The 22,812-nt window shown below is 73.5% G+C and carries 19 protein-coding genes and 1 pseudogene; 12 read left to right on the forward strand and 8 right to left on the reverse strand.

The window, feature by feature from the left end:
• Window positions 1-141: 141 nt before the first annotated feature.
• Window positions 142-978 carry a siderophore-interacting protein gene (locus tag MID12_RS28260; RefSeq protein ID WP_263171732.1) on the reverse strand — a complete coding sequence of 279 codons (837 nt, stop codon included), beginning with the start codon at window positions 976-978 and terminating at the stop codon, window positions 142-144.
• A 129-nt stretch (window positions 979-1,107) separates the two neighbouring features.
• Window positions 1,108-2,016, reverse strand: coding sequence for a 5'-3' exonuclease (locus MID12_RS28265; RefSeq protein WP_040254972.1), 909 nt, complete (start codon window positions 2,014-2,016; stop codon window positions 1,108-1,110).
• Window positions 2,017-2,293: 277 nt separating this feature from the next.
• Between MID12_RS28265 and MID12_RS28270 the strand changes: the two genes are divergently transcribed.
• From MID12_RS28270 to MID12_RS28280, 3 genes are all read left to right on the forward strand, one after another.
• A complete protein-coding gene (locus MID12_RS28270; RefSeq protein ID WP_052482669.1) occupies window positions 2,294-3,448 on the forward strand; it encodes a glycine betaine/L-proline ABC transporter ATP-binding protein in 1,155 nt (384 codons plus the stop codon).
• Window positions 3,441-6,044: an ABC transporter permease/substrate binding protein gene (locus MID12_RS28275; protein WP_263171734.1), complete on the forward strand. Its 2,604-nt coding sequence runs from the start codon at window positions 3,441-3,443 to the stop codon at window positions 6,042-6,044. The genes MID12_RS28270 and MID12_RS28275 overlap by 8 nt, the downstream gene beginning before the upstream one ends.
• Before the next feature lie 347 nt (window positions 6,045-6,391).
• Complete coding sequence (locus MID12_RS28280) at window positions 6,392-6,958, forward strand: helix-turn-helix domain-containing protein (protein WP_263171736.1); 567 nt, start codon at window positions 6,392-6,394, stop codon at window positions 6,956-6,958.
• A gap of 188 nt (window positions 6,959-7,146) precedes the next feature.
• On the opposite strand, the gene MID12_RS28285 is transcribed toward MID12_RS28280, so the two are convergent.
• On the reverse strand, window positions 7,147-7,668 hold the full coding sequence (locus MID12_RS28285; RefSeq protein WP_040254975.1) for a potassium channel family protein: 522 nt from the start codon (window positions 7,666-7,668) through the stop codon (window positions 7,147-7,149).
• Window positions 7,669-7,935: 267 nt separating this feature from the next.
• On the opposite strand from MID12_RS28285, the gene MID12_RS28290 reads away from it, so the two are divergent.
• Both MID12_RS28290 and MID12_RS28295 read left to right on the forward strand, forming a co-directional pair.
• The gene (locus MID12_RS28290; protein ID WP_040254976.1) at window positions 7,936-8,667 is read left to right on the forward strand and encodes a helical backbone metal receptor; all 732 of its coding nucleotides are present in this window, start codon (window positions 7,936-7,938) and stop codon (window positions 8,665-8,667) included.
• An 86-nt stretch (window positions 8,668-8,753) separates the two neighbouring features.
• Window positions 8,754-9,731, forward strand: coding sequence for a DUF2510 domain-containing protein (locus tag MID12_RS28295; RefSeq protein WP_263171738.1), 978 nt, complete (start codon window positions 8,754-8,756; stop codon window positions 9,729-9,731).
• A gap of 117 nt (window positions 9,732-9,848) precedes the next feature.
• On the opposite strand, the gene MID12_RS28300 is transcribed toward MID12_RS28295, so the two are convergent.
• Complete coding sequence (locus MID12_RS28300) at window positions 9,849-10,292, reverse strand: ester cyclase (RefSeq protein ID WP_040254978.1); 444 nt, start codon at window positions 10,290-10,292, stop codon at window positions 9,849-9,851.
• 89 nt (window positions 10,293-10,381) lie between these two features.
• Here MID12_RS28300 and MID12_RS28305 point away from each other — a divergent pair, with 89 nt between their 5' ends.
• The gene (locus MID12_RS28305) at window positions 10,382-11,287 is read left to right on the forward strand and encodes a LysR family transcriptional regulator (protein ID WP_263171740.1); all 906 of its coding nucleotides are present in this window, start codon (window positions 10,382-10,384) and stop codon (window positions 11,285-11,287) included.
• A gap of 53 nt (window positions 11,288-11,340) precedes the next feature.
• Here MID12_RS28305 and MID12_RS28310 read toward each other — a convergent pair whose 3' ends face one another.
• Window positions 11,341-12,222 carry an SDR family oxidoreductase gene (locus MID12_RS28310; protein WP_263171742.1) on the reverse strand — a complete coding sequence of 294 codons (882 nt, stop codon included), beginning with the start codon at window positions 12,220-12,222 and terminating at the stop codon, window positions 11,341-11,343.
• 89 nt (window positions 12,223-12,311) lie between these two features.
• On the opposite strand from MID12_RS28310, the gene MID12_RS28315 reads away from it, so the two are divergent.
• Window positions 12,312-12,890, forward strand: a complete 579-nt coding sequence (locus MID12_RS28315) for a TetR/AcrR family transcriptional regulator (protein ID WP_263171743.1) — start codon at window positions 12,312-12,314, stop codon at window positions 12,888-12,890.
• Window positions 12,891-13,093: 203 nt separating this feature from the next.
• On the opposite strand, the gene MID12_RS28320 is transcribed toward MID12_RS28315, so the two are convergent.
• Window positions 13,094-13,693: a TetR family transcriptional regulator gene (locus tag MID12_RS28320; RefSeq protein WP_040254982.1), complete on the reverse strand. Its 600-nt coding sequence runs from the start codon at window positions 13,691-13,693 to the stop codon at window positions 13,094-13,096.
• Window positions 13,694-13,788: 95 nt separating this feature from the next.
• On the opposite strand from MID12_RS28320, the gene MID12_RS28325 reads away from it, so the two are divergent.
• Entirely contained in the window at window positions 13,789-14,832 is a 1,044-nt protein-coding gene (locus MID12_RS28325) for an NAD(P)-dependent alcohol dehydrogenase (protein WP_263171745.1), read from the forward strand.
• Window positions 14,833-14,928: 96 nt separating this feature from the next.
• On the opposite strand, the gene MID12_RS28330 is transcribed toward MID12_RS28325, so the two are convergent.
• Window positions 14,929-15,525: a TetR/AcrR family transcriptional regulator gene (locus MID12_RS28330; RefSeq protein WP_263171746.1), complete on the reverse strand. Its 597-nt coding sequence runs from the start codon at window positions 15,523-15,525 to the stop codon at window positions 14,929-14,931.
• Window positions 15,526-15,708: 183 nt separating this feature from the next.
• On the opposite strand from MID12_RS28330, the pseudogene MID12_RS28335 reads away from it, so the two are divergent.
• Window positions 15,709-16,715 (forward strand): annotated as a pseudogene (locus MID12_RS28335) (alpha/beta hydrolase family protein).
• A gap of 323 nt (window positions 16,716-17,038) precedes the next feature.
• Here the strand turns inward: MID12_RS28335 and MID12_RS28340 are convergent.
• Window positions 17,039-18,241 (reverse strand): amino acid deaminase/aldolase, encoded by a 1,203-nt coding sequence (locus MID12_RS28340; protein WP_263171747.1) that lies wholly within the window; start codon window positions 18,239-18,241, stop codon window positions 17,039-17,041.
• Between the two features lie 1,453 nt (window positions 18,242-19,694).
• On the opposite strand from MID12_RS28340, the gene MID12_RS28345 reads away from it, so the two are divergent.
• The 3 genes from MID12_RS28345 to MID12_RS28355 all read left to right on the forward strand — a co-directional run bounded on the left by MID12_RS28345 (window position 19,695) and on the right by MID12_RS28355 (window position 22,672).
• Window positions 19,695-20,522 (forward strand): hypothetical protein, encoded by an 828-nt coding sequence (locus tag MID12_RS28345; protein WP_263171749.1) that lies wholly within the window; start codon window positions 19,695-19,697, stop codon window positions 20,520-20,522.
• Window positions 20,522-21,688, forward strand: coding sequence for a type VII secretion-associated serine protease mycosin (gene mycP / locus MID12_RS28350; RefSeq protein ID WP_040254986.1), 1,167 nt, complete (start codon window positions 20,522-20,524; stop codon window positions 21,686-21,688). Before MID12_RS28345 ends, mycP begins: the two co-directional genes overlap by 1 nt.
• Window positions 21,689-21,940: 252 nt before the next feature.
• Window positions 21,941-22,672, forward strand: a complete 732-nt coding sequence (locus MID12_RS28355) for an SseB family protein (RefSeq protein ID WP_040254987.1) — start codon at window positions 21,941-21,943, stop codon at window positions 22,670-22,672.
• Window positions 22,673-22,812: the final 140 nt, after the last annotated feature.

The raw sequence follows: 22,812 nt of genomic DNA on the forward strand, positions 1-22,812 counted from the left end.
GGGGGCGGTCCCTGGACGCCCGGGTCCGGCCGCCACCCTCCGGGCGCCTGGGCCCGGCCTCCGACAGCCCGGCTCCCGGTCCCGGGATCCGCGTCCGCCCCGCCCGCCCCTAGGTCCGGTCCGCTCAGGCCGCCCCTCCGCTCAGGCCGCCCCGCTGCCGCTCTCCTGCTCGGCCTCGACCTCCGCGTTCCAGTCGCGCTTGGAGGCCTGCCAGCCGTCCTCGTTGTGGCCGAGGCGCCAGTAACCGGAGATCGAGAGCTGCTCGCGGGGGATCGCCCGCTCGACGCGGAGCAGGCGGCGCAGCTCCTTGACGAAGCCCGCCTCGCCGTGGACGAAGGCGTGCACCTTCCCGGCGGGGAACTCCAGGGCGCGGACCGCCTCCACCAGCGCGGCGCCGACCGGCCGCCCGCCCCGGTGCAGCCAGACGATCTCCGCGTCGGTGGTGATCTTCTGCTCCTCCTCGGGCCCGGCGACCTCGACGAACACCCGGGCGTCGGCGCCCGCGGGCAGCGCCTCCAGGGCGGCCGCGACGGCGGGCAGGGCGCTCTCGTCACCGGCGAGCAGATGCCAGTCGGCCGCCGGGTCCGGGGCGTAGCCGCCGCCGGGGCCGAGCAGCCGGACGCGGTCGCCGGGCCGGGCCGCGGCGGCCCAGGGACCGGCCAGGCCCTCCGCGCCGTGCACCACGAAGTCGACGGTCAGCTCGCGGCTCTCCGGCTCCCAGGCGCGCACCGTGTAGGTACGGGTCACCGGCCACTGGTCCCGGGGCAGCTCGGCGCGGATCCGCTGGATGTCGAAGGGCTCGGGGTAGCTGACCCCGGCGGCCGGGAAGAGGATCTTGACGTAGTGGTCCGTGCAGTCCCCGGCCTCGAACTGCGCGAGGCCCTCGCCGCCGAGCACCACGCGCTGCATGTGCGGGGTGAGCCGTTCGGTGCGGACCACCTCGGCGAGATGGACCTGGGGTGCGGAACGCTTGGCCATGGAGGACTCCCCGTCAACTGCTCGGCATTCGTACTTAGGGTGTCCTAAGTTAGCAGCTTCCGGTGAACGGTCTCCTGGTCGGCTCCTGGGTCGGTTCCTCGCCGCTCCGGCCCGGGGCGCTTCGGGTACTCAGGCGCCCCCGAGCGTGGTGAGCAGGCGCTCCAGGGAGCCGCCGAGATTCCAGCGCGCGGCCAGCTCGCCCAGGGCGGCGGCGTCGCGCGGTCCCGCGGGCAGGGCCGGGTCGTGGTCCGGCACCGGGACGTCGGTGGCCACCCGGACGACCTTCGGGGCGACCGCGAGATAGGGCCGCGACTCGTCGAGGCGCCTGCGCTGGGTCGGGGTGAGCTTGGCGGTGCGGTCGCCGACGGCCGCGAGGATCCCGGCCAGGTCGCCGAACTCGGCGAGCAGCTTGGCGGCGGTCTTCTCGCCGATGCCCGGCACGCCCGGCAGGCCGTCGCTCGGGTCGCCGCGCAGCAGCGCCAGATCCGCGTACCCGCCGCCGTCCACGCCGTACTTCTCGCGCAGCCAGGACTCGTCGGTGAGCTGGAGCGAGCCGACGCCCTTGAGCGGGTAGAGCACCCGCACGCCCCGGGCGTCGTCGACCAGCTGGTAGAGGTCGCGGTCGCCGGTGACGATGTCCACCGGGCCCTTCGCCCGGGTGGCCAGGGTGCCGATCACATCGTCCGCCTCGTACCCCGCGACGCCGATCCGCGCGATGCCGAGAGCGTCGAGCACCGCCTCGATCACCGGGACCTGGGGGGCGAGGGTGTCCGGCACCTCCTCCTCGTCCGGTCCCGCGGCGTGCTCCTCGGCGACCCGGTGCGCCTTGTACGAGGGGATCAGCTCGACCCGCCACTCGGGTCGCCAGTCGGCGTCCATGCAGGCCACCAGCGCGTCGGGGCGGTGGTCGCGCACCAGGCGGTCGATGAAGTCGAGCAGCCCGCGCACGGCGTTCACCGGGGTGCCGTCGGGCGCCCGCACCGACTCGGGCATGCCGAAGTACGCGCGGAAGTAGAGGGAGGCGGTGTCGAGGAGCATGAGCCGTCGCTGAGTCACCCGGGCATCATGCCGCACCCCACCGACAGCGCCGTCACGCTCCGCGTCCGTACCTCGCGATTGGTGCGAATCAAGCCAGAAGGGGAAGCTGTGACCTGCGGCACTGGCTGGTTTGACGCGTGTAAACCGGGGCAGGCGCGCACGCGGTGTGGACCGGCCCCGCCCAGTTGCGGCCGGCTGATGCGGGCAGACCCCGTTCCACGCCCCGGCCTGCGACGGGGGAGGCGCGGGCCCGCTTCGCTCGACCCGAGAGGTGCATGTGTCCAGACTGCAAGCAGAGCATCTGTACAAGGTGTTCGGCAGACGAGCCGCTGACGCGGTGGAGAAACTGAAGGGCGGTGCGGACCGCGGGGAACTGCGGGCCGAGGGGACCACCGCCGCCGTCATCGACGCGTCCTTCACCGTCGAACCCGGGCAGATATTCGTGGTCATGGGCCTCTCCGGCTCCGGCAAGTCCACGCTGCTGCGGATGCTGAACGGGCTGCTCGAACCGACCTCGGGCCAGGTCCTCTTCGACGGGCAGAACCTGACCGCGCTCGGCGCCCGGGAGCTGCGCCGCGTACGGGCCACCCGGATCAGCATGGTCTTCCAGCACTTCGCGCTCTTCCCGCACCGCAGCGTCCTGGAGAACGCCGCCTACGGCCTGGAGGTCCAGGGCGTGGCGCGCTCCGAGCGCGAGCGGCGGGCCACCGAGGCCCTGGAGCTGGCCGGGCTCAAGGGCTGGGAGAAGTCCTGGCCCGACGAGCTGTCCGGCGGCATGCAGCAGCGCGTGGGCCTGGCCCGGGCGCTGGCCACCGACGCCGACCTGCTGCTCATGGACGAGTCCTTCAGCGCGCTCGACCCGCTGATCCGGCGGGACATGCAGGACCAGCTCCTGGAACTCCAGCGGCGGCTGAAGAAGACCATCGTCTTCATCACCCACGACCTCAACGAGGCGATGCGCCTCGGCGACCAGATCGCGGTCATGCGCGACGGCCGCATCGTGCAGACCGGCACCGCGGAAGACATCCTTGTCACCCCCGCCAACGACTATGTCGCCGCCTTCACCCAGGACGTCGACCGCTCCCGGGTGCTCACCGCGGGCGCGGTGATGGCCGACCCCGAGGAGGCCTTCGGGACCAGGACCGCGGGCGGCAAGGAGCTGCGGACCGCCGAGGACGTCCTCGCCGCGGCCCCCGCCACGGTGCGCGAGCACACCCCCGTACTGGAGCTGTTCACCCCCTGTGCGGGCAGTGAGACCCCGGTCGCCGTCACCGACGCCGAGGGCCGGCTGACGGGTGTGGTCACCCGGCAGCGGCTGCTCGCCGTGCTCGGGGACCCGATGCCGCCCGCGGAGGAGCCCGCCGGCGCGGCGCCCCCGGTGGCGATCGGCAAGGACGGCAGCGAGACGGGCAAGGTGAGCGCGGGTGCCTAGGATTCCTCTCGGCGACTGGGTCGACAGCGGGGTCGACTGGCTCGTCGACCACATGGCCTGGCTCTTCGACTTCGTGAAGTCGGTCTCCAGCGGGATGTACGACGCCATCGACGGGGTGCTCACCGCGCCCGAGCCGATGCTGCTCGCGGGCATCCTCGCGGTCCTCGCCTTCTGGCTGCGCGGACTGACCGGCGGCGTGCTCGCCTTCGCGGGCTTCCTGCTCATCGACTCCCTCGAACTGTGGGAGGACGCGATGGGCACCCTCTCACTCGTCCTGGTCGCGACGATCATCGCGCTGCTGATCTCGGTACCGCTCGGGATCTGGGCCGCCCGCTCGAACACGGTCAGCGCGGTCGTACGGCCCGTCCTGGACCTGATGCAGACCATGCCGGCCATGGTCTACCTGATCCCGGCCATGCTCTTCGTGGGCCTCGGCGTCCCGGCGGGCATCGTCGCCACCCTGATCTTCGCCCTGCCGCCCGGGGTGCGGATGACCGAACTCGGCATCCGCCAGGTCGACAAGGAACTCGTCGAGGCCGCCGAGGCCTTCGGCACCTCGCCGCGCAACACCCTGCTGCGGGTGCAGCTGCCGCTGGCGCTGCCCACGATCATGGCGGGCGTCAACCAGGTGATCATGCTGGGCCTGTCGATGGTGGTCATCGCGGGCATGGTCGGCACCGGCGGGCTCGGCGGCGCGGTCAACGAGGCGATCGGCAACCTCGACGTCGGACTCGGCTTCGAGGCCGGTCTCGGCATCGTCATCATCGCCATCTACCTGGACCGCCTCACCAGCGCCCTCGGCACCCAGCTCTCCCCGCTCGGCCGCCGCGCCGCCCAGAAGGCCCGCACCACCGGCGGCCTGAAGTTCTGGGACTACCGCCCGCGCCCCGCGGTCGCGGTCGTCGGCGTCGTCGTCCTCGCGCTCGTCGCGGGCGGCATGGGCGTCTTCGGCAAGAGCGACTCCGACAGCGTCGAGGCCTCGACCAACGTCGGCCAGGGCAAGGAGCTGAACATCGGCTACATCCCCTGGGACGAGGGCATCGCCTCCACGTACCTGTGGAAGGAGCTGCTCGAACAGCGCGGCTACAAGGTGAAGACCACCGAATTCGCCGCCGGTCCGCTGTACACCGGCCTGGCCCAGGGCCAGGTCGACTTCCAGACCGACTCCTGGCTGCCGGTCACCCACGCCGAGTTCTGGAAGAAGTACGGCAAGCAGCTGGAGGACATGGGCAGCTGGTACAGCCCGACCTCGCTGGAGCTCTCGGTGCCCTCCTACGTCAAGGGCGTCGACACCCTCGACGACCTCAAGGGCAAGGGCAGCACCTTCAAGGGCAAGATCATCGGCATCGAGCCCAGCGCGGGCGAGATGGGCCTGCTGAAGAAGAAGGTCCTCAAGGAGTACGGCCTGGACAAGGAGTACGAGGTCGTCGACGGCTCCACGCCCGCCATGCTCACCGAGCTGAAGCGCGCCTACGCCAAGAAGGAGCCGGTCGCGGTCACCCTCTGGTCCCCGCACTGGGCCTACAGCGACTACAAGCTGAAGAAGCTGAAGGACACCAAGGGCGCCTGGGGCAAGGGCGACGGCATCCACTCGCTCTCCCGCAAGGGCTTCGGCTCGGAGAACCCGCAGGTGGCCAAGTGGCTCAAGGACTTCAGGATGAGCGAGAAGCAGCTCACCGGCCTGGAGGCCGAGATCCAGAAGGCGGGCAAGGGCAAGGAGCAGGAGGCCGTCCGCGGCTGGCTGAAGAAGAACCCCTCGCTCGTCGACAAGTGGGCCCCCGTCGCCCAGAAGGGCAAGGGCGAGGCCGCCCGCGCCCTGAACGTCGGCTGGTTCCCGTGGGAGGAGGACATCGCCGTCACCTACCTGTGGAAGGCCGTCCTCGCGGAGCGCGGCTACCGGATGAACCTCAAGCAGTTCGCCGTCGGCCCGGTCTACACGGCGCTGGCGCGGGGTGATCTGGACCTCCAGTTCGACGGCTGGCTGCCGTACGCGCAGAAGTCGTACTGGGACAAGAACAAGGAGAACCTCAAGGATCTCGGCAGCTGGTACTCGCCCACCTCGCTGGAGGTGGCGGTGCCCTCGTACGTCAAGGACGTGAAGTCGCTCGCCGACCTCAAGGGCAAGGGCGACACCTTCAAGGGCAAGATCATCGGCATCGAGCCGGGCACCGGCGAGATGAACCTGCTCAAGCAGAAGGTGCTGCCCGGCTACGGCCTGGACAAGGAGTACGAGGTCGTGGACGGCTCCACGCCCGGCATGCTCACCGAGCTGAAGCGCGCCTACGCCAAGAAGGAGCCGGTCGCGGTCGTGCTGTGGACCCCGCACTGGGCCTACAACGAGTACAAGCTGACCAAGCTGGCCGACCCCGAGGGGCACTTCGGTACGGGCAATACGATCCGGACCATCTCCAGCAAGAAGTTCCCCGAGCAGTACCCGCGGCTCACCAAGTGGATCAAGAACTTCAAGATGAGCGAGAAGGAACTCGCCGGTCTGGAGAACGAGATCAAGGACCGCGGCAAGGGCAAGGAAGAGGAGGCCGTCGCCGCCTGGATGAAGGAGCACCCGGGCATCGTCGACAGGATGGCGCCGATGTAGTGCGGGGCCGGTCCCGCCGCGAGGCGGGGACCGGAACACCCCGGGTGAAGGGCGGGCACCGCTGCGTGGCGGGGCCCGCCCTCCGGCGTGAGCGGGCGCGTACCGGCCGTCGCCGGGCGGCCCGTCAGGGTGCCGTAGGGACACAGCTTGGCGGCCGATCGGTACCGGTCGGGCGGAAATCGGGGAAAACCATCGCCCCGGCCCGGATTTCACGAGACTGTGTGCACGCCAAGAGGACGGAGCCCGGGTTCCGCTTGCGGAGGGTGCGTAAGGTGCAGAGAGACACACCGGATCGCGGCCCGTTCGCAGCACGGCCGCGGGGCGAGGCACGGGAGGGAGTGGGGGCGATGGACGACAAGGAGAACCGCCGGGTGGGAGCGGCCGTCCGCAGGCGCCGCCGTTCGCTGCACCTCACCCTGGCCACCGTCGCCGAGCGCAGCGGGCTGTCCGTGCCCTTCCTCAGCCAGGTCGAGAACGACCGGGCCCGCCCGAGCGCCCAGTCCTTGCAGAAGGTCGCCGACGCGCTGGGCACCACCGCCGTGGAACTCCTCGACGCCGCCGACCCGGCCCGCGAGGTCGATCTGCTGCGCGCCGAGGCCGAACCGGAACCGGCGACCGGATCCCGGGTCCGCGCCCTGGTCCGCGGCCGCCACCAGCTGCACGCCCTGGAGTTCACCGGCGACCACGACGGCCGCCGCGAATTCCAGCACCGCAACGACGAGTTGCTCTATGTCGCGGACGGCGCCGTCGAGGTGGAGGCCGAGGGCCGCGCCTACCGCCTGGTGCGCGGCGACACCCTCTACCTGACCGGCGGCGTCCGCCACCGCTGGCGGGCCACCGTGCCGGACACCCGGGTCCTGGTGGTCGCGGTGGCCGGGCACATCGACGCGATCGAGGAGCGCGGGCGGGGCTGAGGCGGTCTCCGCCCGCCGGGGTGCGTGAGGTCCGGGCCGCGCCCGCCCGCATCCGTGTCCCGCCCCGCTCGGCTCCGCACGCCGCCGTCCGGCCTTCGCCTCCCGCCGCTGTGCGGCCTCCGTATCCCGCCGCCGTGCGGGTCCGCCTCTACGCCCCCGTAGTACGGCTCGCCCCCGCGAAGTACCGCTCACCCGTCCTGCGGACCCCCGCCGCCCTGACCGCCCTGACCCCCGGCGAGCGCCTCCTCCAGCCGGTCGAAGCGCCGGTGCAGGGAGCGCACCGTGTCCTGTGCGTCCTCGGCGGCGTCCTGGGCGAGTTGCCGCGCCTCGTGCTCCGCCTTGTGCAGCATGCGGCCTCGGCGCTGCTCGTGTCCGACGAACCAGGTCGCCAGCGCCGCGGTCACCATCCCGAAGGTGGTGATGCCGACGCCCATCACCACCAGGGCGACGATCCGGCCCCACAGGGTGACCGGGTAGAGGTCGCCGTAGCCCACGGTGGTCGCCGTCTCCACCGCCCACCACAGCGCCTTGGGATAGTCGGTGATGTTGGCGCCGGACGCGCCCTCCTCGGCGGCGACCACCGCCCAGGAGGAGACGAAGACCGTGACCAGCAGCAAGAGCGTCGCGGTCCCGGCGGCCTTGAGGTGCAAGGAGCGGTGCTCGCCGCCCAGGAAGAGCCCGAGCATGCGGTTGAAGATCCCCGGCTGCATGGCGACAGCCTGCAACGCGGCGGCCCCCGGACCCGGCTCCGACGCGCCCGCCCCGCCCGGCTCCGCCCACCGGGCCGCCCGGCTCCCCCTCCGCAGCCCCCGGATTTCCCTCCGCGGCCGCCCGGATCCCCGTACGGGACCGTCCGGATCCGGCCACCGACGCACCCGTCCCGGCCCGCGGTCCCGCGGAGGCCCCGGCCCCGCCCGCCTGAGCCTCGGGCACCCCCTAGGCTCGGCATCCCGGCCGCCGTCCGAAGGAGCGCACCGATGCCGCGTCCCCGAGTCGTCTCGCTCGTGCCCTCGCTGACCGAGACGCTCGCGGTGAGCGCCCCGGGTGCCCTGGCCGCCGCGACCGACTGGTGCACGCATCCGGCCGGGCTCGACGTCCCGCGGATCGGCGGCACCAAGAATCCGCGCGTCGGGGAGATCCTCGCGCTCGCCCCCGAGCTGGTGCTCGCCAACGAGGAGGAGAACCGCGCCCCGGACCTGGCGGAGCTGCGGGCCGCGGGCATCGAGGTCCTCCTCACCGAGATCCGCACCCTGCCCCAGGCCTTCCGCGAGCTGGCCCGGGTGCTCACCGCCTGCGGCGTCCCGGCCCGCCCCCGCTGGCTCGACGAGGCCGAGGAGGCCTGGGCCGCGCCGCCCGTCCAGGAGCCCGGGCGTACGGCCGTGGTCCCCGTCTGGCGGCGGCCCTGGATGGTGCTCGGCCGCGACACCTTCGCCGGGGACCTGCTTGCCCGCCTCGGCGTGCGCAACCTCTACGCCGGGCACGAGGAGCGCTACCCCCGGGTGCCGCTGGGGGAGTTGACCTCCGGCGGGGCCGATCTGGTGGTGCTGCCGGACGAGCCGTACCGCTTCACCGCCGAGGACGGGCCCGAGTCCTTCCCGGTGCCCGCGGCCCTGGTCAGCGGGCGCCACCTCACCTGGTACGGGCCCTCGCTCGCCGAGGCGCCCGCGGTCCTCGCCGCCCGGCTGGGGGCGCCGCTCCGCCCGGCCTGAGGTCCCGCGCCCGCGAGGGGCGCCCCCGGCCGGAACCCGCCGGGGGCGCGTGTACGACCGCTGACCGGGCGTTCTACAGTGCCGCCATGAGCATGTCGACCCCGCCCGGCTGGTATCCGGATCCCGACGCACCGGGCGCAGAGCGCTGGTGGGACGGCACCACATGGACCGAGCACCGGCGCACCCCCGCGCCGGAGACCGCACCCGGCGGCTTCGGCCCGGCCCAGGGCGGCTTCGGCCCCGCGCAGGGCGACTACCCCACGGCCGCGATGGCCCAGCGCACCGACACCAACGGCAGCCGCAGCAAGGTCATCGCCCTGACCGTGGCCGGAGTGGTCCTGGTCGCCGCGATCGCCGCCGGTGCCCTGCTGCTCGGCGAGGACGACGGGGACCCCGAGCCGGACCCGGGCCCGACGGCCACCGCCTCCGCCTCGCCGACGCCCACGCCGTCCCCCTCGCCGAGCGGGTCGCAGGAGTCCGAGGACCCCGACCCCTCCCGGGCGAGCGACCAGCTCAACGGCATCAGCGTGCCCGTACTCGACGGCTGGGAGAAGCCCGACGACTACGCCAGCGATGTCACCGTCCTGGTCACCACCCCGCACACCTACGACTGCCCGGGCGACGCCGGATTCTGCCACCACGGCACGGTCAGCAGCCGTACCGCGACCGGCAGCAGCGAGACCTCCGCGAAGGCCCTCGCCACCAAGGACATCTCCGACGCCGCCGAGAAGGCCTACGGCACCGACGCCCTCGATCGCGAGCCCTTCGACGGCATCACCTCGCACAAGCAGGTCAAGTCGGAGCGGGTCACCGTGGCCGGGCGCGAGGGCTATCTGGTCCGCTGGAAGGTGAAGACCGGTGCCGGGCCCGGCGGTTACGTGCAGTCGGTGGCCTTCCCCTCCAGCACCGGCTCCCAGTCGATGGTCCTGGTACGGATCGTGGTGGACGCGGGCAAGGACGCGCCCCCGGTCGGCGACATCGACAAGTTCGTCGAGGGGATCCGCGGGCTCGGCGAGGAGTCCGGGGACGGCGGCGTCGGCAGCTCCGTCGACCCCGGGGAGTAGGCGCCCGCGGCGGTCCGGGCGGCGGCACCACGGGTCGCCCGGCCTCGCCGTGCTGGGGCTCGCCTGCTCCAAGAGGCCGTCCCGGGCGGCGAGTCGGCGACCGCTCTTCCTGACCTCCTAGGAGACGGTCTCCAACTGCCGCAGGAGAGCGCGGTTGTCGGTGCGTACCCACTCTTCGACGAGGCGCCCCTGCCCGTCGAAGCGGAAGATGTTGAGCAGATCGAATACGACGCGTCGGCCGTTGGGCGGCAGCGGGCCGACCGGAGACCGGACGAACTCGCGGACGAAGGTGCCCTCGATCCACGTCTGGCAGGCCATGTGGTCGCCTTCGGCCACCACGATGCCGCGCCGGATCGACCGGTCGTCGAAGGCCTCGCGCACCGACGCGAAGTAGGCGGTGAGTCCGGCGAAGTCGGCCTCGAATCCGTCCGGCCCGTGAAAGCGGAACCTCTCCCTGTCGAAATACGCCGCGGCCTCGGCCGGATCCTCGCCCGACACCTCCAGCTCACCGGCCCGGACCAGTCGCGCCACGAGTTCGCCGCGCGTGAATCGCTGTGTCATACCGCCAGCCTGCCCCCGCCGCAGCCATGCGGTCCAACGATGGTTCCGCATGATCCGCATGCGCAGAACGCATGGTAGTTTCCCCGACCATGGCTGAGTTCACCCTCGCCGGCCTCCGCGTCGTCCAGCAGGTCGCCGCCATGGGATCGTTCACGCGGGCCGCCGAGACGCTCGGCTACACGCAGTCGGCCGTCTCCCGTCAGGTCGCCGCCATGGAAGCGGCGGCCGGAGGGCCGCTCTTCGACCGCAGGCCCCGAGGCGTGGAGCTCACCCCGGCGGGCCAGGTACTCGTCCGGCGCGCGACGGCGGTCCTCGCCGACCTGGCGGCGACCGAGGGGGAACTCGCCAGCCTGCGCGACCGGCTCGCGGGGCGCCTGGCGATCGGCGCCTACCCCACCGCGGCCATGGCCTTGGTCCCGAGAGCGATGGCACAGCTGGTCTCCGGCCATCCGGGTCTCGCGGTCGTCCTGGAGGAGGCCTCGACGCCCGCCCTGCTGCGGCGGCTCCGGGCGGGCCGGCTGGACGTGGCGGTCATCGGGGTCGGCCACGGGCTGCCGGACTACGACCTGAGCGGACTACGGCAGGCCGCGGCCCTCCAGGGCGATCTTCTGGTGGCGGTCCCGGAGAGCCACCGGTTCACCGGCCAGGACCACGTCACCGTCGCGGAACTGGCCCACGAACACTGGATCGCCGGAGACGGCGCCGCGGGCGAGCCGCAGTTCGGGGCCTGGCCGACCCTGCCGGACCCGCACATCGCCCACACGGCGCGCGGCTGGTCGACCCGCCTCGGCCTGGTCGCCGCCGGTCTGGGCCTCACCGTGATCCCCGACCTGGCTCTGCCGGTCCTGCCGACGGGCGTACGGGCCGTGGCCGTCGCCGACAGCCACTGGCCGGGCCGCGCGACGGTCGTCGTGACCGGGCCGCGCCCTTCTGCCCGGGCACAGGCGATGGTGACAGCCCTGCGGGACCGGTCCGCCTCCCTCGACGACGCCTGACTTCCCGCCGGAACCGCGGCCGCACCGGCCGGAGCAGCCCGCGAACCGGTGCGTCAGGGCTGAAGGTTCTCCAGGTCCTCCAGGAGGCCGGCGTGGGTCGGCCGCCACCCCAGGGCCTCGCGGGTGTGCTCGCTGGAGGAGGGCTGGTCCATGGCGAAGATCGGGCCGAACGGGCCGAAGTTCTCCTGCGGAACCTCCTCGACCGGCAGGCCCAGCCGCCGGCCGATCACCGTCGCGATGTCCCGCACCGCGGTGCCCTCGTCGGCGACCGCGTGCCAGGCCGTCCCGGCGGGGGCCGACTCCAGGGCCAGGCGGAACAGGGCTGCCGCGTCGCGTGCGTGCACGGCCGGCCAGCGCTGGGTGCCGTCGGCGGGGTAGCCCGCCACACCGGTGCGCCGCGCCTGATCGGTCAGCAGGCCCGCGAATCCGCCCCGGCCCTGGTCGTGGACGGTGCGCGGCATGCGGACAGCCGAGCTGCGCAGACCGCGGGAGGCGAGATCCAGCAGCGCCGTGACCGCACGGCTCCGACCGCCCACCGGCCCGTCGGTCGGCAGCGGATCGGCCTCGGTGGAAGCGCGCCCCGGCACCCAGGGTGTTCCGGAGACCGCGACGATCGGGCGGTCGCTTCCGATGAGTTCCTGCCCCAGCGCGGCGACGGCGGCGCTCTCCTCGGCGACGGACCGCGCGAGCGACTCCGGACTGCTGTAGTCCCGTCCGAACGCCAGACTGATCACGCCGTCGGACCGCCCGGCTCCGGCCCGCAGGACGCCGAGGTCCGCCAGATTCCCGCGCAGCACCTCGGCGCCAGCCCCCTCAAGGGCCCGCGCGGAGTCGTCCGAGCGCGCCAGCGCGAGAACGGTGTGGCCGTGGCCGAGCAGTTCGGCGACGACGGCGGAGCCGATGGTGCCGGTACCGCCCGTGAGGAAGACATGCATGAGCGCTCCCTGTCAGTGATGGGACTGTTGTCCCATCACTGACACTACAGGGTGACGGGACAACAGTCCCGTCACCTATCCTGGGCCCCATGGCCAGATGGCAACCAGGAGCGACCCAGCGACTCGTCGTCGCGGCCGTCGACCTGTTCACCGAGCAGGGATACGACGCCACCACGGTGGCGCAGATCGCCGAGCGCGCGGGAGTCACCAAGAGCACCTTCTTCCGGCACTTCTCCGACAAGCGCGAGCTCCTGGCCGCCGGTCAGGAGACGCTCAGCAGGCTGCTCGCCGAGGGCATCACCGAGGCTCCGGCGGACGCCACCCCACTCCAGGCGGTGGCGGTCGGCCTCGAGCACGCGTCGAGCGCCATGGGGCCGACGAACCGCGAACTCGCCCCCCGCCTGAGGGCGGCGGTGGCGGCCAGCACCGAACTTCAGGAGCGCGACGCCCTCAAGAGCGTGGGTCTCGCGGCTGCCATGACGGCCGCGCTCGCCGCCCGCGGCGTCCCCGACCCGACCGCACATCTCGCGGCCGAGCTGGGAGTCCTCGCCTTCAAGCGAGGCTATGCCCGGTGGTCCGAGAGCCACGAGGACGACGCCGGGGGGCTCGCGCCCTATGCGCTGACGGCCCTGGAGGAGCTGCGTACGGCGACTGCATCGCTGGGCTGACCGATGCCGCTACGGCTGTCGTCGACCGGGCTCCGCCGGTCATGACGACGTCGCTCACCGACGGTGCCCCTGCCCTCTCGGTGCTGGTGCTGGTGCTGGTGCTGGTGCTGGTGTCGGCGTCGGTTGCGGCGTCGGTGTCGGTGTCAGGAAGGCCGAGCTCCGTGCCGTGGCTGGGGGCCGATGATGTGCGGCGTGCCGCTCGATCAGATGCTCTGCTGATCGGCGGTCATGGCGCGGCGGACGCTCTCGCGGAGCAGTGCGCGACGCTGCTCGTGTGCTTCGGGGGGTTCCTGCGCGGTCGCCGCGTACACGTTGCTGACCGGTGACCAGGCCATCGACATGGCGATCACCATGGCCATGACGTCGAACGGGTCTCCCTGCCGTACCAGTCCTGCGGCCTGGGCCTCCGCGATGGCGCGCAGTTTGTGATCGTCGGGGCGGTCGGGCCGGTCCACCAGGTGGCCGGCCGGGCGGCGCTCCAGGCGGGCCCAGGTGGCCAGCCGGATGAGGTCGGGGCGGCGGAGATACTCGTCGTAGAGGCGTACGGCCCAGTCCGCGAGGTCGGTGGCGTCGATCGGGACGACATTCACGATCCGCTCCAGCGAGCTGAAGAAGATGGCGTCGAAGAGCCCTTCCTTGCTGCCGAAGTAGGCGTAGAGCTGCGCCTTGTTGGTACGTGCCGCGGCCACGATCCGCTCGACACGCGCTCCGGCGATCCCGTACTCGGCGAACTCCTGGGTCGCCGCACCGAGGATGCGCTGGTACGTGGCGGCTCCGCGCGAGGTCAGGGGTTGATCGGCCATGCCCTCACGATACTGAACAGAACAGTTGGTTTGTTTGGTGGCCCGGAGGGCCGTACGCTGAAACAGACAGACCGTTCTGTCTGAAAGGAGACGGCATGAGGAACACGGTCGGCTGGCAGGTGGAGGGTCCGTCGAAGACGCTGCGACGGACACCGTTGAAACGGCGCGACCTGCGGCCCGATGACCTCGCGGTCCGGGTGGACTACTGCGGCGTCTGCCACTCCGATCTGCACGCCGTCAGCGCCCGGGACGTCGAAGGAGCCCAGCCCCTGGTGCCCGGGCACGAGTTCACCGGAGTGGTGACCGAGACCGGATCCGCGGTCACCGGGTTCGCCGCCGGTGACCCGGTCGCGGTGGGCAACATCGTCGATTCCTGCGGCGAGTGCGCCATGTGCGGGGCCGGTCAGGAGAACTTCTGCCATGCCTTCCCGACCCTGACCTACGCCGGTACCGACCGGCACGACGGCTCGGCCACCCTGGGGGGCTACTCCCGCGAGTACGTCGTCCGCGACCGTTTCGCCTACCCCCTTCCCGCGCGGCTGGATCCGGCCGCCGCGGCTCCGCTGCTCTGTGCGGGGATCACCGTCTGGGAGCCGCTGCGAGCGCTCGGCGCGGGGCCGGGAACGCGCGTCGCCGTAGCGGGACTCGGCGGTCTGGGCCACCTCGCGGTCAAGATCGCCGCGGCGCTCGGTGCCGAGACCTCGGTGATCAGCCGCTCACCGGACAAGGCCGACGACGCTCGCCGACTCGGCGCTCAGGGCCTCATCGTCTCCACGGACCCGGAGCGGATGGCCGACGCCCGAGACCGGTTCGACATCGTCGTCGACACCATTTCCTCCCCGCACGATCTCGCCCCGTACCTGCGTCTGGTCGCCCTGGACGGAACGCTCAGCCTCCTCGGGTACCTCGGCCCTGTCGCCGTGGAGGCCACCGACCTGCTCCTGGGACGCAAGAAGCTCAGTTCCGCAGGCAGCGGCGGCAGACCGGCGACCGCCGCCATGCTGGAATTCTGCGCCGAGCACGGCATCACCGCCGACATCGAACTGCTCCCTTCGGCGCAGGTGAACGAGGCCCTCGACCGTCTCCGGCGCAACGATGTCCGCTACCGCTTCGTACTCGACATGTCCGACCTGGGCTGACGGCGGGAGCACGGTCGCCGCGGCCCGGTCGACCGTGTGTGGAGGACGTCCCGCCGGTGGCTGATCGGGAGGAGAAGTCGGCGAACTCGGGGCGGCTCAGGGTGTCTTCGGTTGCTGGAGGCCGAGCAGGAGCAGATCGATCAGGCGGCGCGGGTCGTAGCGGGGGTCGTGGTCGGGCGCGATGCAGAGGTTGCCGATGCCGCGCATGAGCTCGTAGGGCTCGATCCCGGTACGGATCTCTCCTGCCCGCACCGCGGCGTCGAGCAGCTCCTCGGCCACGGGCAGCAGACGCTCCAGAAAGAACCCGTGCAGCGCGCCGAAGCCGCTGCTGTCGGGCTGCATCGAATGAGCCAGCCCGTGCTTGGTGACCAGGAAGTCGACGAAGAGGTCGATCCACTGGCGCAGTGCCGCCGACGGCGAGTCGGTGTCCGCGAGCAGCCGCGGGCCCGCGTCGGCGCACTCCTCGACCTGGTGGCGGAAGACGGCGACCACGAGATCCGCCCGGGTGGGGAAGTGGCGGTAGAGGGTCCCCATGCCGACGCCCGCTCGGGCCGCGATCTCCCGGACGGGCGCGTCGACGCCGGAGTCCACGAACACCTCCCCGGCGGCCGCGAGCAGCTTCTGCCGACTGCGTACCGCATCGGCCCGGGTGCTCCGAGCCGCCTCCGGGAGGGGCTTGTCCGCAGCAGACACCGCACCGTCCTTCCGTTCGCCGCCGAGGCGGAACAATGCTCCGCTTGATATCCGGAACAATGCTCCGTATTGTAAATGGAGCAAGGTTCCGTTTCGGTCCCAGCCTAGCCGATGCGGACGCCCCCGCTGCTGTCGTGCCCCGAGCCGGTCCGTGCGCGGCGATCTCCGAAGGGAACGTGTGCCATGACCGAGTGGACTTCCACCGCCGACACCTACCTGCATCCGAGAGTCCCGCCGGTGCTGTCGGTCAGCCCGGTGGCGCTGTCCGCACCCGGGCGCCCCATGGACCTCGAGGTCCGCGTCTCCGCGCCGATGAGCGGCACCGACCTGCCGATCGTCTTGTTCTCGCACGGTCACGGCAATGCGTACGGCCTGGCTTCGCTCGACGGCTATCTGCCGCTTGCCAAGGTCTGGGCGGCCCGCGGCTTCGTCGTCATCCAGCCCCACCACCTCAGCGCCCCGAGGCTGAGCCGCCAGGTCGCCGGCCATCCCGACGCCCCGCTGTTCTGGCGCTCCCGAGCCGAGGACATGAGTCTCGTCCTCGACCGGCTCGACGAGATCGAAGGTGCCGTGCCGCAGCTGGCCGGCCGCCTGGACCGCGGCAAGGTCGCCGTGGCCGGGCACTCGCTGGGCGGGTTCACCGCCGAACTCCTGCTGGGGGCCACGGTCACCGATCCCGACACCGGGGAGGCGGTGACCTGCCTCGAACCACGGATCACCCAGGGCGTGCTGCTCGCCGCGATCGGCCGGGGCGGTGACGCCTTCGACGGCTTCATGTCCGCGCGGGTGCCGCTCTTCCGCACCCTCGACCTCACCACGATGACCACCTCGGCGCTGGTTGTCGCCTGTGACAAGGACGACTCCCCGCACTGGACGACCACCGGCCCGGACTGGCACGCCGATCCCTACCGCCTGGCCCCGGTCCCAAGACCCTGCTCACCGTCTTCGGCGGCGAGCACCTGCTCGGCGGGATCGCCGGGCACGACGGCGCCGAGACGACGGACGAGAGCCCCGACCGGGTCGCCGCGGTCGCCGAGCTGACCGCCGCCTACCTGCGTACCGCCTTCGACCCCGGCGACGACGCCTGGCGGAAGGCGCAGCACGCGCTGACCACGGGCTCCGACGCCTTCGGCCGGATCGCATCCAAGGGGGACCGGGCGGACGCCGTCTCCGCGGCCGACGCGCCCTGACGGCACGGCTCTTCCCCCCCTTCCCGATCCCACCGGACGAGACGCTGCCATCGGCCGACGCCGCGTCGCACTCCGTCGATCCGCACTCCGCCCGGCGCTTCTGGGAGTTGGGCGTCCGACTGCTCGGGCGCTGAATCCCTGTGCGGCTGGTGGAGTCCTGCGACGGGGGCCCGAGAGCGCGAGCCTCGGCGTCACCGGCCGAGGCATGCGAGGCGGTGGCCAAGACGGGAAGCCCGCCGGCGACAGAGCGCCTCCACGCTGTCGCCGACTCGACGAAGGAGACGGCGGCTCCCCAGGCTCAGAAGGAGACGGCCTCCCCGGGGTCAGAGGAAGGTGCGGCCCTCGCCGCGGTAGGTCGGGACGGTGGCGGTGATCCGCTCGCCCTCCACCAGGTGCAGGCTCTCGAAGCGCTCGCACAGCTCCCCGGCCTTCGCGTGCCGGAACCACACCTTGTCGCCGAGGAGGAGGTCGTCGGCGGCGGTGCCGAGCAGCGGGGTCTGCACCTCGCCCGCGCCCTCCATCGGGTCGTAGCGCAGCCCCTCCGGCAGCCAGGGCTCCGGCAGCCGGTCGGTGCCCGCCGCGCCCGAGGCCGGGTAGCCGCCGCCGAGCACCGTGATCACACCGGGCCCCGGCCTGCGCACCACGGGCTGCGCGAACAGGGCGGCCGGCCTGCCGCGGAAGGAGGAGTAGTCGTCGAAGAGCCGCGGTACGTACAGTCCGGAACCGGCGGTCACCTCGGTCACCGCCTCCTCGGCGGCGGTGTGCTGCACGCTGCCGGTGCCGCCGCCGTTGACGAATTCCAGCTCCGGCACCACCGCGCGCACCGCCCGCACGGCGGCCGCCCGCCGCACCGCCAGTTCCCGCCGGGCCGCCGCCTGCATGGCCCGTACGGCGCGTGAGCGCAGCGGCTTCCCGCGCACCGTGTCGCCGACACCGGCCACGTGGCCCTCGTAGCCCATCACCCCGGCCAGCCGGAAGCCGGGGCGCCGGTCCACGGCGCGGGCCAGTTCGGCGAGTGCGGCGGGGGAGTGGAGCGGGGAGCGGCGGGCGCCTATCCGGACCCGGCCGCCCAACAGGCGGTAGGAGGTGTCGAGTTCGAGGCAGATCCGGATCTCCTCGCGGCCACCGGCCCGGGCCCCGTCGAGGAAGTCCAGCTGGGCGGGATCGTCGACCATGAGGGTCACCGCGGCGGCGAGCTTCGGGTCGGCGGCGAGTTCGGCCAGGCCCGCGCGGTCGGCGGTCGGGTAGGCGAGCAGTACGTCCTCGACACCGGAGCGGGCCAGCCACAGCGACTCGGCCAGGGTGAACGACATGACCCCCGCGAAGCCCTCCTGCGCCAGGGCCCGTTCGAGCAGCGCCCGGCAGCGGACGGACTTGCTCGCGACCCGGATCGGTTTCCCGGCCGCCCGGCGGACGAGGTCCGCCGCGTTGGCGTCGAAGGCCTCCAGATCCACCAGGGCGAGCGGGGCGTCGAGGTGGGCGGTGGCACGGTCGTAGCGGGCTCGGTCGGTGGAGCGGGCAGTCATGCTGGCAGCCTGTCAGATCGGATTATCGCAGGGTAGGGGGATGATACGGGCCAATCCCCCGGTAGCCGGGGACTGACTGACGGTACGCCGCGTTCAGCCCGTAGAGTGACGCGCACGCGTGGAGTGACGGCCTCCGCACAAGGGCGTGACGGAACCGGCCGGTGCGTCTCGGCCGTCTCCGCGTGGTGACAGTGAGCGGCAGGCGAAGCGCCGGGCGGTGCAGTCGTGGAGGGGGTGCGGACGCATGAACACCGACGCACGACAGGCCCCCGCGTCGCCACCCCAGGCCGCACCCCCTCCGGATCCCGGCCCACCGACGCCTTCGCCGGGCGGGGACGCGGTGGCCGCGGAGAGTTCGTCGGGTGCGGATGCCTCGTCGGGTACGGAGGCATCTTCGGGTACGGGGACGTCCTCGGGTGCGGGCACGTCCTCGGGTACGGGGACCTCGCCGCGTAGGGAGAGTGCGTCCGGTACGGGCGCCTTGTCGCGGACGGGCATCTCGCCGGGGGCGGAGAGGTCTTCGGGTACGCGGCAGCCGGAGTCGACCGAGCCTCCGGGTGCGGCGGAGCGGCGGGGCTCGGGCGCGGCTGAGGCGGCGGATGCTGCCGGTGCCTCCGCGCCTTCCGGTTCCGCTGCCGGTTCCTCCGCGTCCTCCGGTCCCGCTGACGAGTCGGGCGCCCGCGGTGGGTCGCGGGTCTTCCCCCGGCTCACCCCCTCCGACACGGGCGCGATACCGGCCCCGCCGCCTCCGGTGGCCTCCGCGCGCTTCCCCGACACTCCGCCCGCTCCTGCCACTTCGGAGGGGTCCGGCTCAACTCCCGCCCCTGGCACGGACGTTGACCAGCCGCAGCCGCAGCCGCAGCCGCAGCCGCAGCCGCAGCCGCAGCTGTCACAGCTGTCGCGGCCTCCGGCCCCGCCGGCCCCGCCGGTCCCGCCGACCTCATCGGCTCCGCCGGTCTCACCGGACCCTCCGGCCCCGCCGACATCATCGGCCTCGTCGGACGCACTCCCGGGCCCGCCCCCGCGCCCGCCCCTCCCGGCCCCGCCGGAGACCCCGCCCACCGTGGGCACCGGCGCCCCGCTCGCCACGCCCCCGTACCCGACCGCCCCGTACCCGACCGCCCCGGTCCCGGCCCCGCCCCGGCAGAGCCCGCCTCCTGCCGCGATCCCCTCACCCCGCTCACCCCGTACGGAGACAGGGACCTTCCCGCCTGTGCCCCCCCCGGCCCCGCCCACGCCCCCGGCGGCTTCGACGCCTGCCGCCCCGCCCGCCCCCGCGACGCCCCCGGCGGCTTCGACGCCTCCCGCCCGGCCCGCGCCCTCGACCCCTCCGGCGGCTTCGATCCCCCCGCCTCCGCCCGTCCCGCCTGCCGTCTCCCCCCGGGGCAAGGCGGCCCTGCGCTCCACCGGTGCCGTCGATCTGACGCCGGGCCCCGGTGCCGGGCGGCCCTTCGTGAGCTTCGCGCCTGCGGAGACGTACCCCTTCCCCCCGGCGGACGAGCCGACCGCGCGGCTGCGGCTGGTCCGGGAGGGCCGGGTGCCGCGCCTCGCGGCCGCCCTCGGCTGCCTGGTGCTCGGCATCGGGCTGATCGGCGGCGGCGCCGCGGGCATCGCGCTCAGCGGGGAGGACGGCGCGGTCACGGCGGCGCAGCGGTACGAGGACGCCGCCGGGCTGTGGCACAACCTGCCGGTGGACGAGCTGTTCCCCACCACGGTCAAGGGCGGCGGCGCCGGGCCGGGCGGCGCCGACCGGACCTGGACCCGGATCGGGGTGGCCCCGGACTCCGGCTGCGCGGAGGCCTTCGACCCGCTGCTCGCCAAGGCGCTGGCCCCGGTCGGCTGCCTGCGGCTGCTGCGCGCCACGTACACCGATGCCACCCGCAGCCAAGTCACCACCGTGGGGCTGCTGTTCACCAAGGGCGACGCCGAGGCGATGCGGGCGCTGCGCGGCCGGTTCACCGAGGAGGGGCTCGGGCGGCGGGCCGATCTGATGCCCCGCACCTACCCGGTCGAGGGCACCGTGGCGGGGGAGTTCGGCAGCGCGCAGCGCGCCTCGTGGACGGTGTCGGTGCTGACCGACGCGCCGGTGGTGGTGTACGCGGTCTCCGGATTCGCCGACGGGCGCAAGGTCTTCGCCCCGCAGTCCGCGGCCGAGGCGGTCGCCGAGGGCGCCGAGACGACACCCGCCCAGGCCGGTCTCGGCCACGACGCGAAGGGGCTCGCCGACCGCCTGGAGCGCAGCCTGCGGACCGAGGCCGGTTCCGGACCGGAGAAGGACTGATGAGCACCGCCAAGTACCGCGCCGGGGCAGCCCTGTTGACGGCCGCCCTGCTCGCCCTGCTGCCACCGGCCGCCGCCCACGCCGACTCCGTACGCGCCCGCCAGTGGGGCCTGGAGGCCCTGGACGCCGAGGAGGCCTGGCGCAGCGGCAAGGGCGCCGGGATCACCGTCGCCGTCCTCGACACCGGAGTCGACGCCGAACACCCCGACCTCAAGGGCAACGTCCTGCCCGGCAAGGACATCGTCGGCTTCGGCGCGGGCCGCGGCGACCGCGCCTGGGCCCGGCACGGCACCGCCATGGCGAGCATCATCGCCGGGCACGGCCACGGCACCGACCGCGGCGACGGCGTCCTCGGGCTCGCCCCCGCGGCCAAGATCCTGCCGGTACGGGTGATCCTGGAGGAAGGCGACCCGGCCCGCCGCAAGGCCCGCCAGAGCCGGGGCAGCGCCCTCGCCCAGGGCATCCGCTGGGCCGCCGACCAGGGCGCCGACGTCATCAACCTCTCGCTCGGCGACGACTCGGCCTCCGCCCACCCGGACGCGGGCGAGGACGCGGCGGTGCAGTACGCGCTGAAGAAGGGCGCCGTCCTGGTCGCCTCCGCGGGCAACGGCGGCGAGAAGGGCGACCACATCTCGTACCCGGCGGCCTATCCCGGGGTGATCGTGGCCACCGCCGTCGACCGCTACGGCAACCGCTCGAAGTTCTCCACCCGCCGCTGGTACGCCACCGTCAGCGCGCCCGGCGACGAGATCGTGATGGCCGACCCGGACCACAAGTACTACCGGGGCTGGGGCACCAGCGCCGCCTCGGCCTTCGTCTCCGCCGCGGTCGCGCTGGTCCGCGCCGCCCACCCGGACCTGAACCCCGCCCAGGTCAAGCGCCTCCTGGAACGCACCGCCGACCCGGCCCCCGAGGGCGGCCACGACGACTCCCGCGGCTTCGGCTTCCTCGACCCGGTGGCCGCGCTGCGCGAGGGCGGCAAGGCGGAGCCGGCGGCCATGTCCGCCAAGGGGTACGCGAAGTCGCACTTCGGCCCCGGCCCCGACGGCGGCCCCGCCACCCATCCCATCGCCCGGTGGGCGGGCCCGCTGGCCGCGGGCTCCGGGGTGCTCCTGGTCGGTGCCGCCGTGTACCTGTGGCGCGGACGGCGCCCCGGCCCACGCTGAGCACCGGCCCCCGGAGCGAGTGCCCGGAGCGAGTGCCCGAAGCGAGTGCTGAGCTTCCGGCTCGGGCTCGGTCTCCGGTCCGGGCTGGGTCTCCGGTCCGGGCTGGGTCTCCGGTCCGGGCTCGGCCTTCGGTCCGCGCTGAGCCCCCGGCCCCCTCCGAAGTCCCGGCTCCCTCCGGAGCCCCGGCCTCCCGGAGCCCCGCGGGCCCCCGCCGCCCCGGCCGGGCCGCCGCGCTCGGTAGGCTCCTCGGCTGTGGCGAACAAGAACATCCCCGACTCCGCCTTCGGCGACGACGACGGCACCGCCGACCCCCGGCTGGCCGCCGCCCTCGCGGCCTGGTCGGCCGACCCCGCGGCCGAGGGGCAGGTGCTGAGCGCCCTCGCGGGGGCCCGCCTGCTCGTGCCCGTCGTCGCGGTGCTCGGCGAGGTGGAGACCGACGAGCGGGGGCTGCGCCACGAGAAGACCAGCGACATGGCGGTGCCCACCCTGAAGGCGGGGGCGCGCACCGCCCTGCCCGCCTTCACCTCCACCGAGACCCTCGCCCGCTGGGACCCGGCGGCACGCCCCGTCGCCGTACCGCTGCACCAGGCGCTCCAGGCCGCCGCCCACGAGAAGGCCGACACCGTCCTGCTCGATGTGGCGGGCCCGGTGGCCTACCCGCTCACCGGGGCGGCACTGCTCGCCCTGGCCGAGGGCCGCACCAGCACCGATCCGCTGGCCGACCCCGCGGTGGCCGAGGCGGTACGGGGCGCGGTCGCCGCGGAGCCCGCGGTGCTGCGGGCCCACCTCGGCGCGGGCCAGGCGGACGGCACCCTCGCCCTGGTCCTGGACGGCGGCGCGGACCCGGCGGCGGCCCTCCGCTCGGTCGCCGCCCGCCTGGCCGCCGAGGAGACGCTGCGCGCCCGGCTGGTCCGCGGCCTCGACCTCGCCCTGCTGCCGCCCGAGGCGACACCTCCGGGCGAGCCCCTGTACGTACGCCCCTGACGCGTGCGTACCTGATACGTGCATACCTGCTGCGCGTGATGCGTGCGTACCTGCGCGTCCGCGTACGGACGCGTGCACAGAGAAGCGTGCATAGATCCGTACGCACAGTCCGCGTACGGAGAGACGCAACTGGTCCGCGC

This window comes from Streptomyces sp. SCSIO ZS0520 (assembly GCF_025643355.1).
Classification (GTDB): Bacteria; Actinomycetota; Actinomycetes; order Streptomycetales; family Streptomycetaceae; genus Streptomyces; species Streptomyces physcomitrii.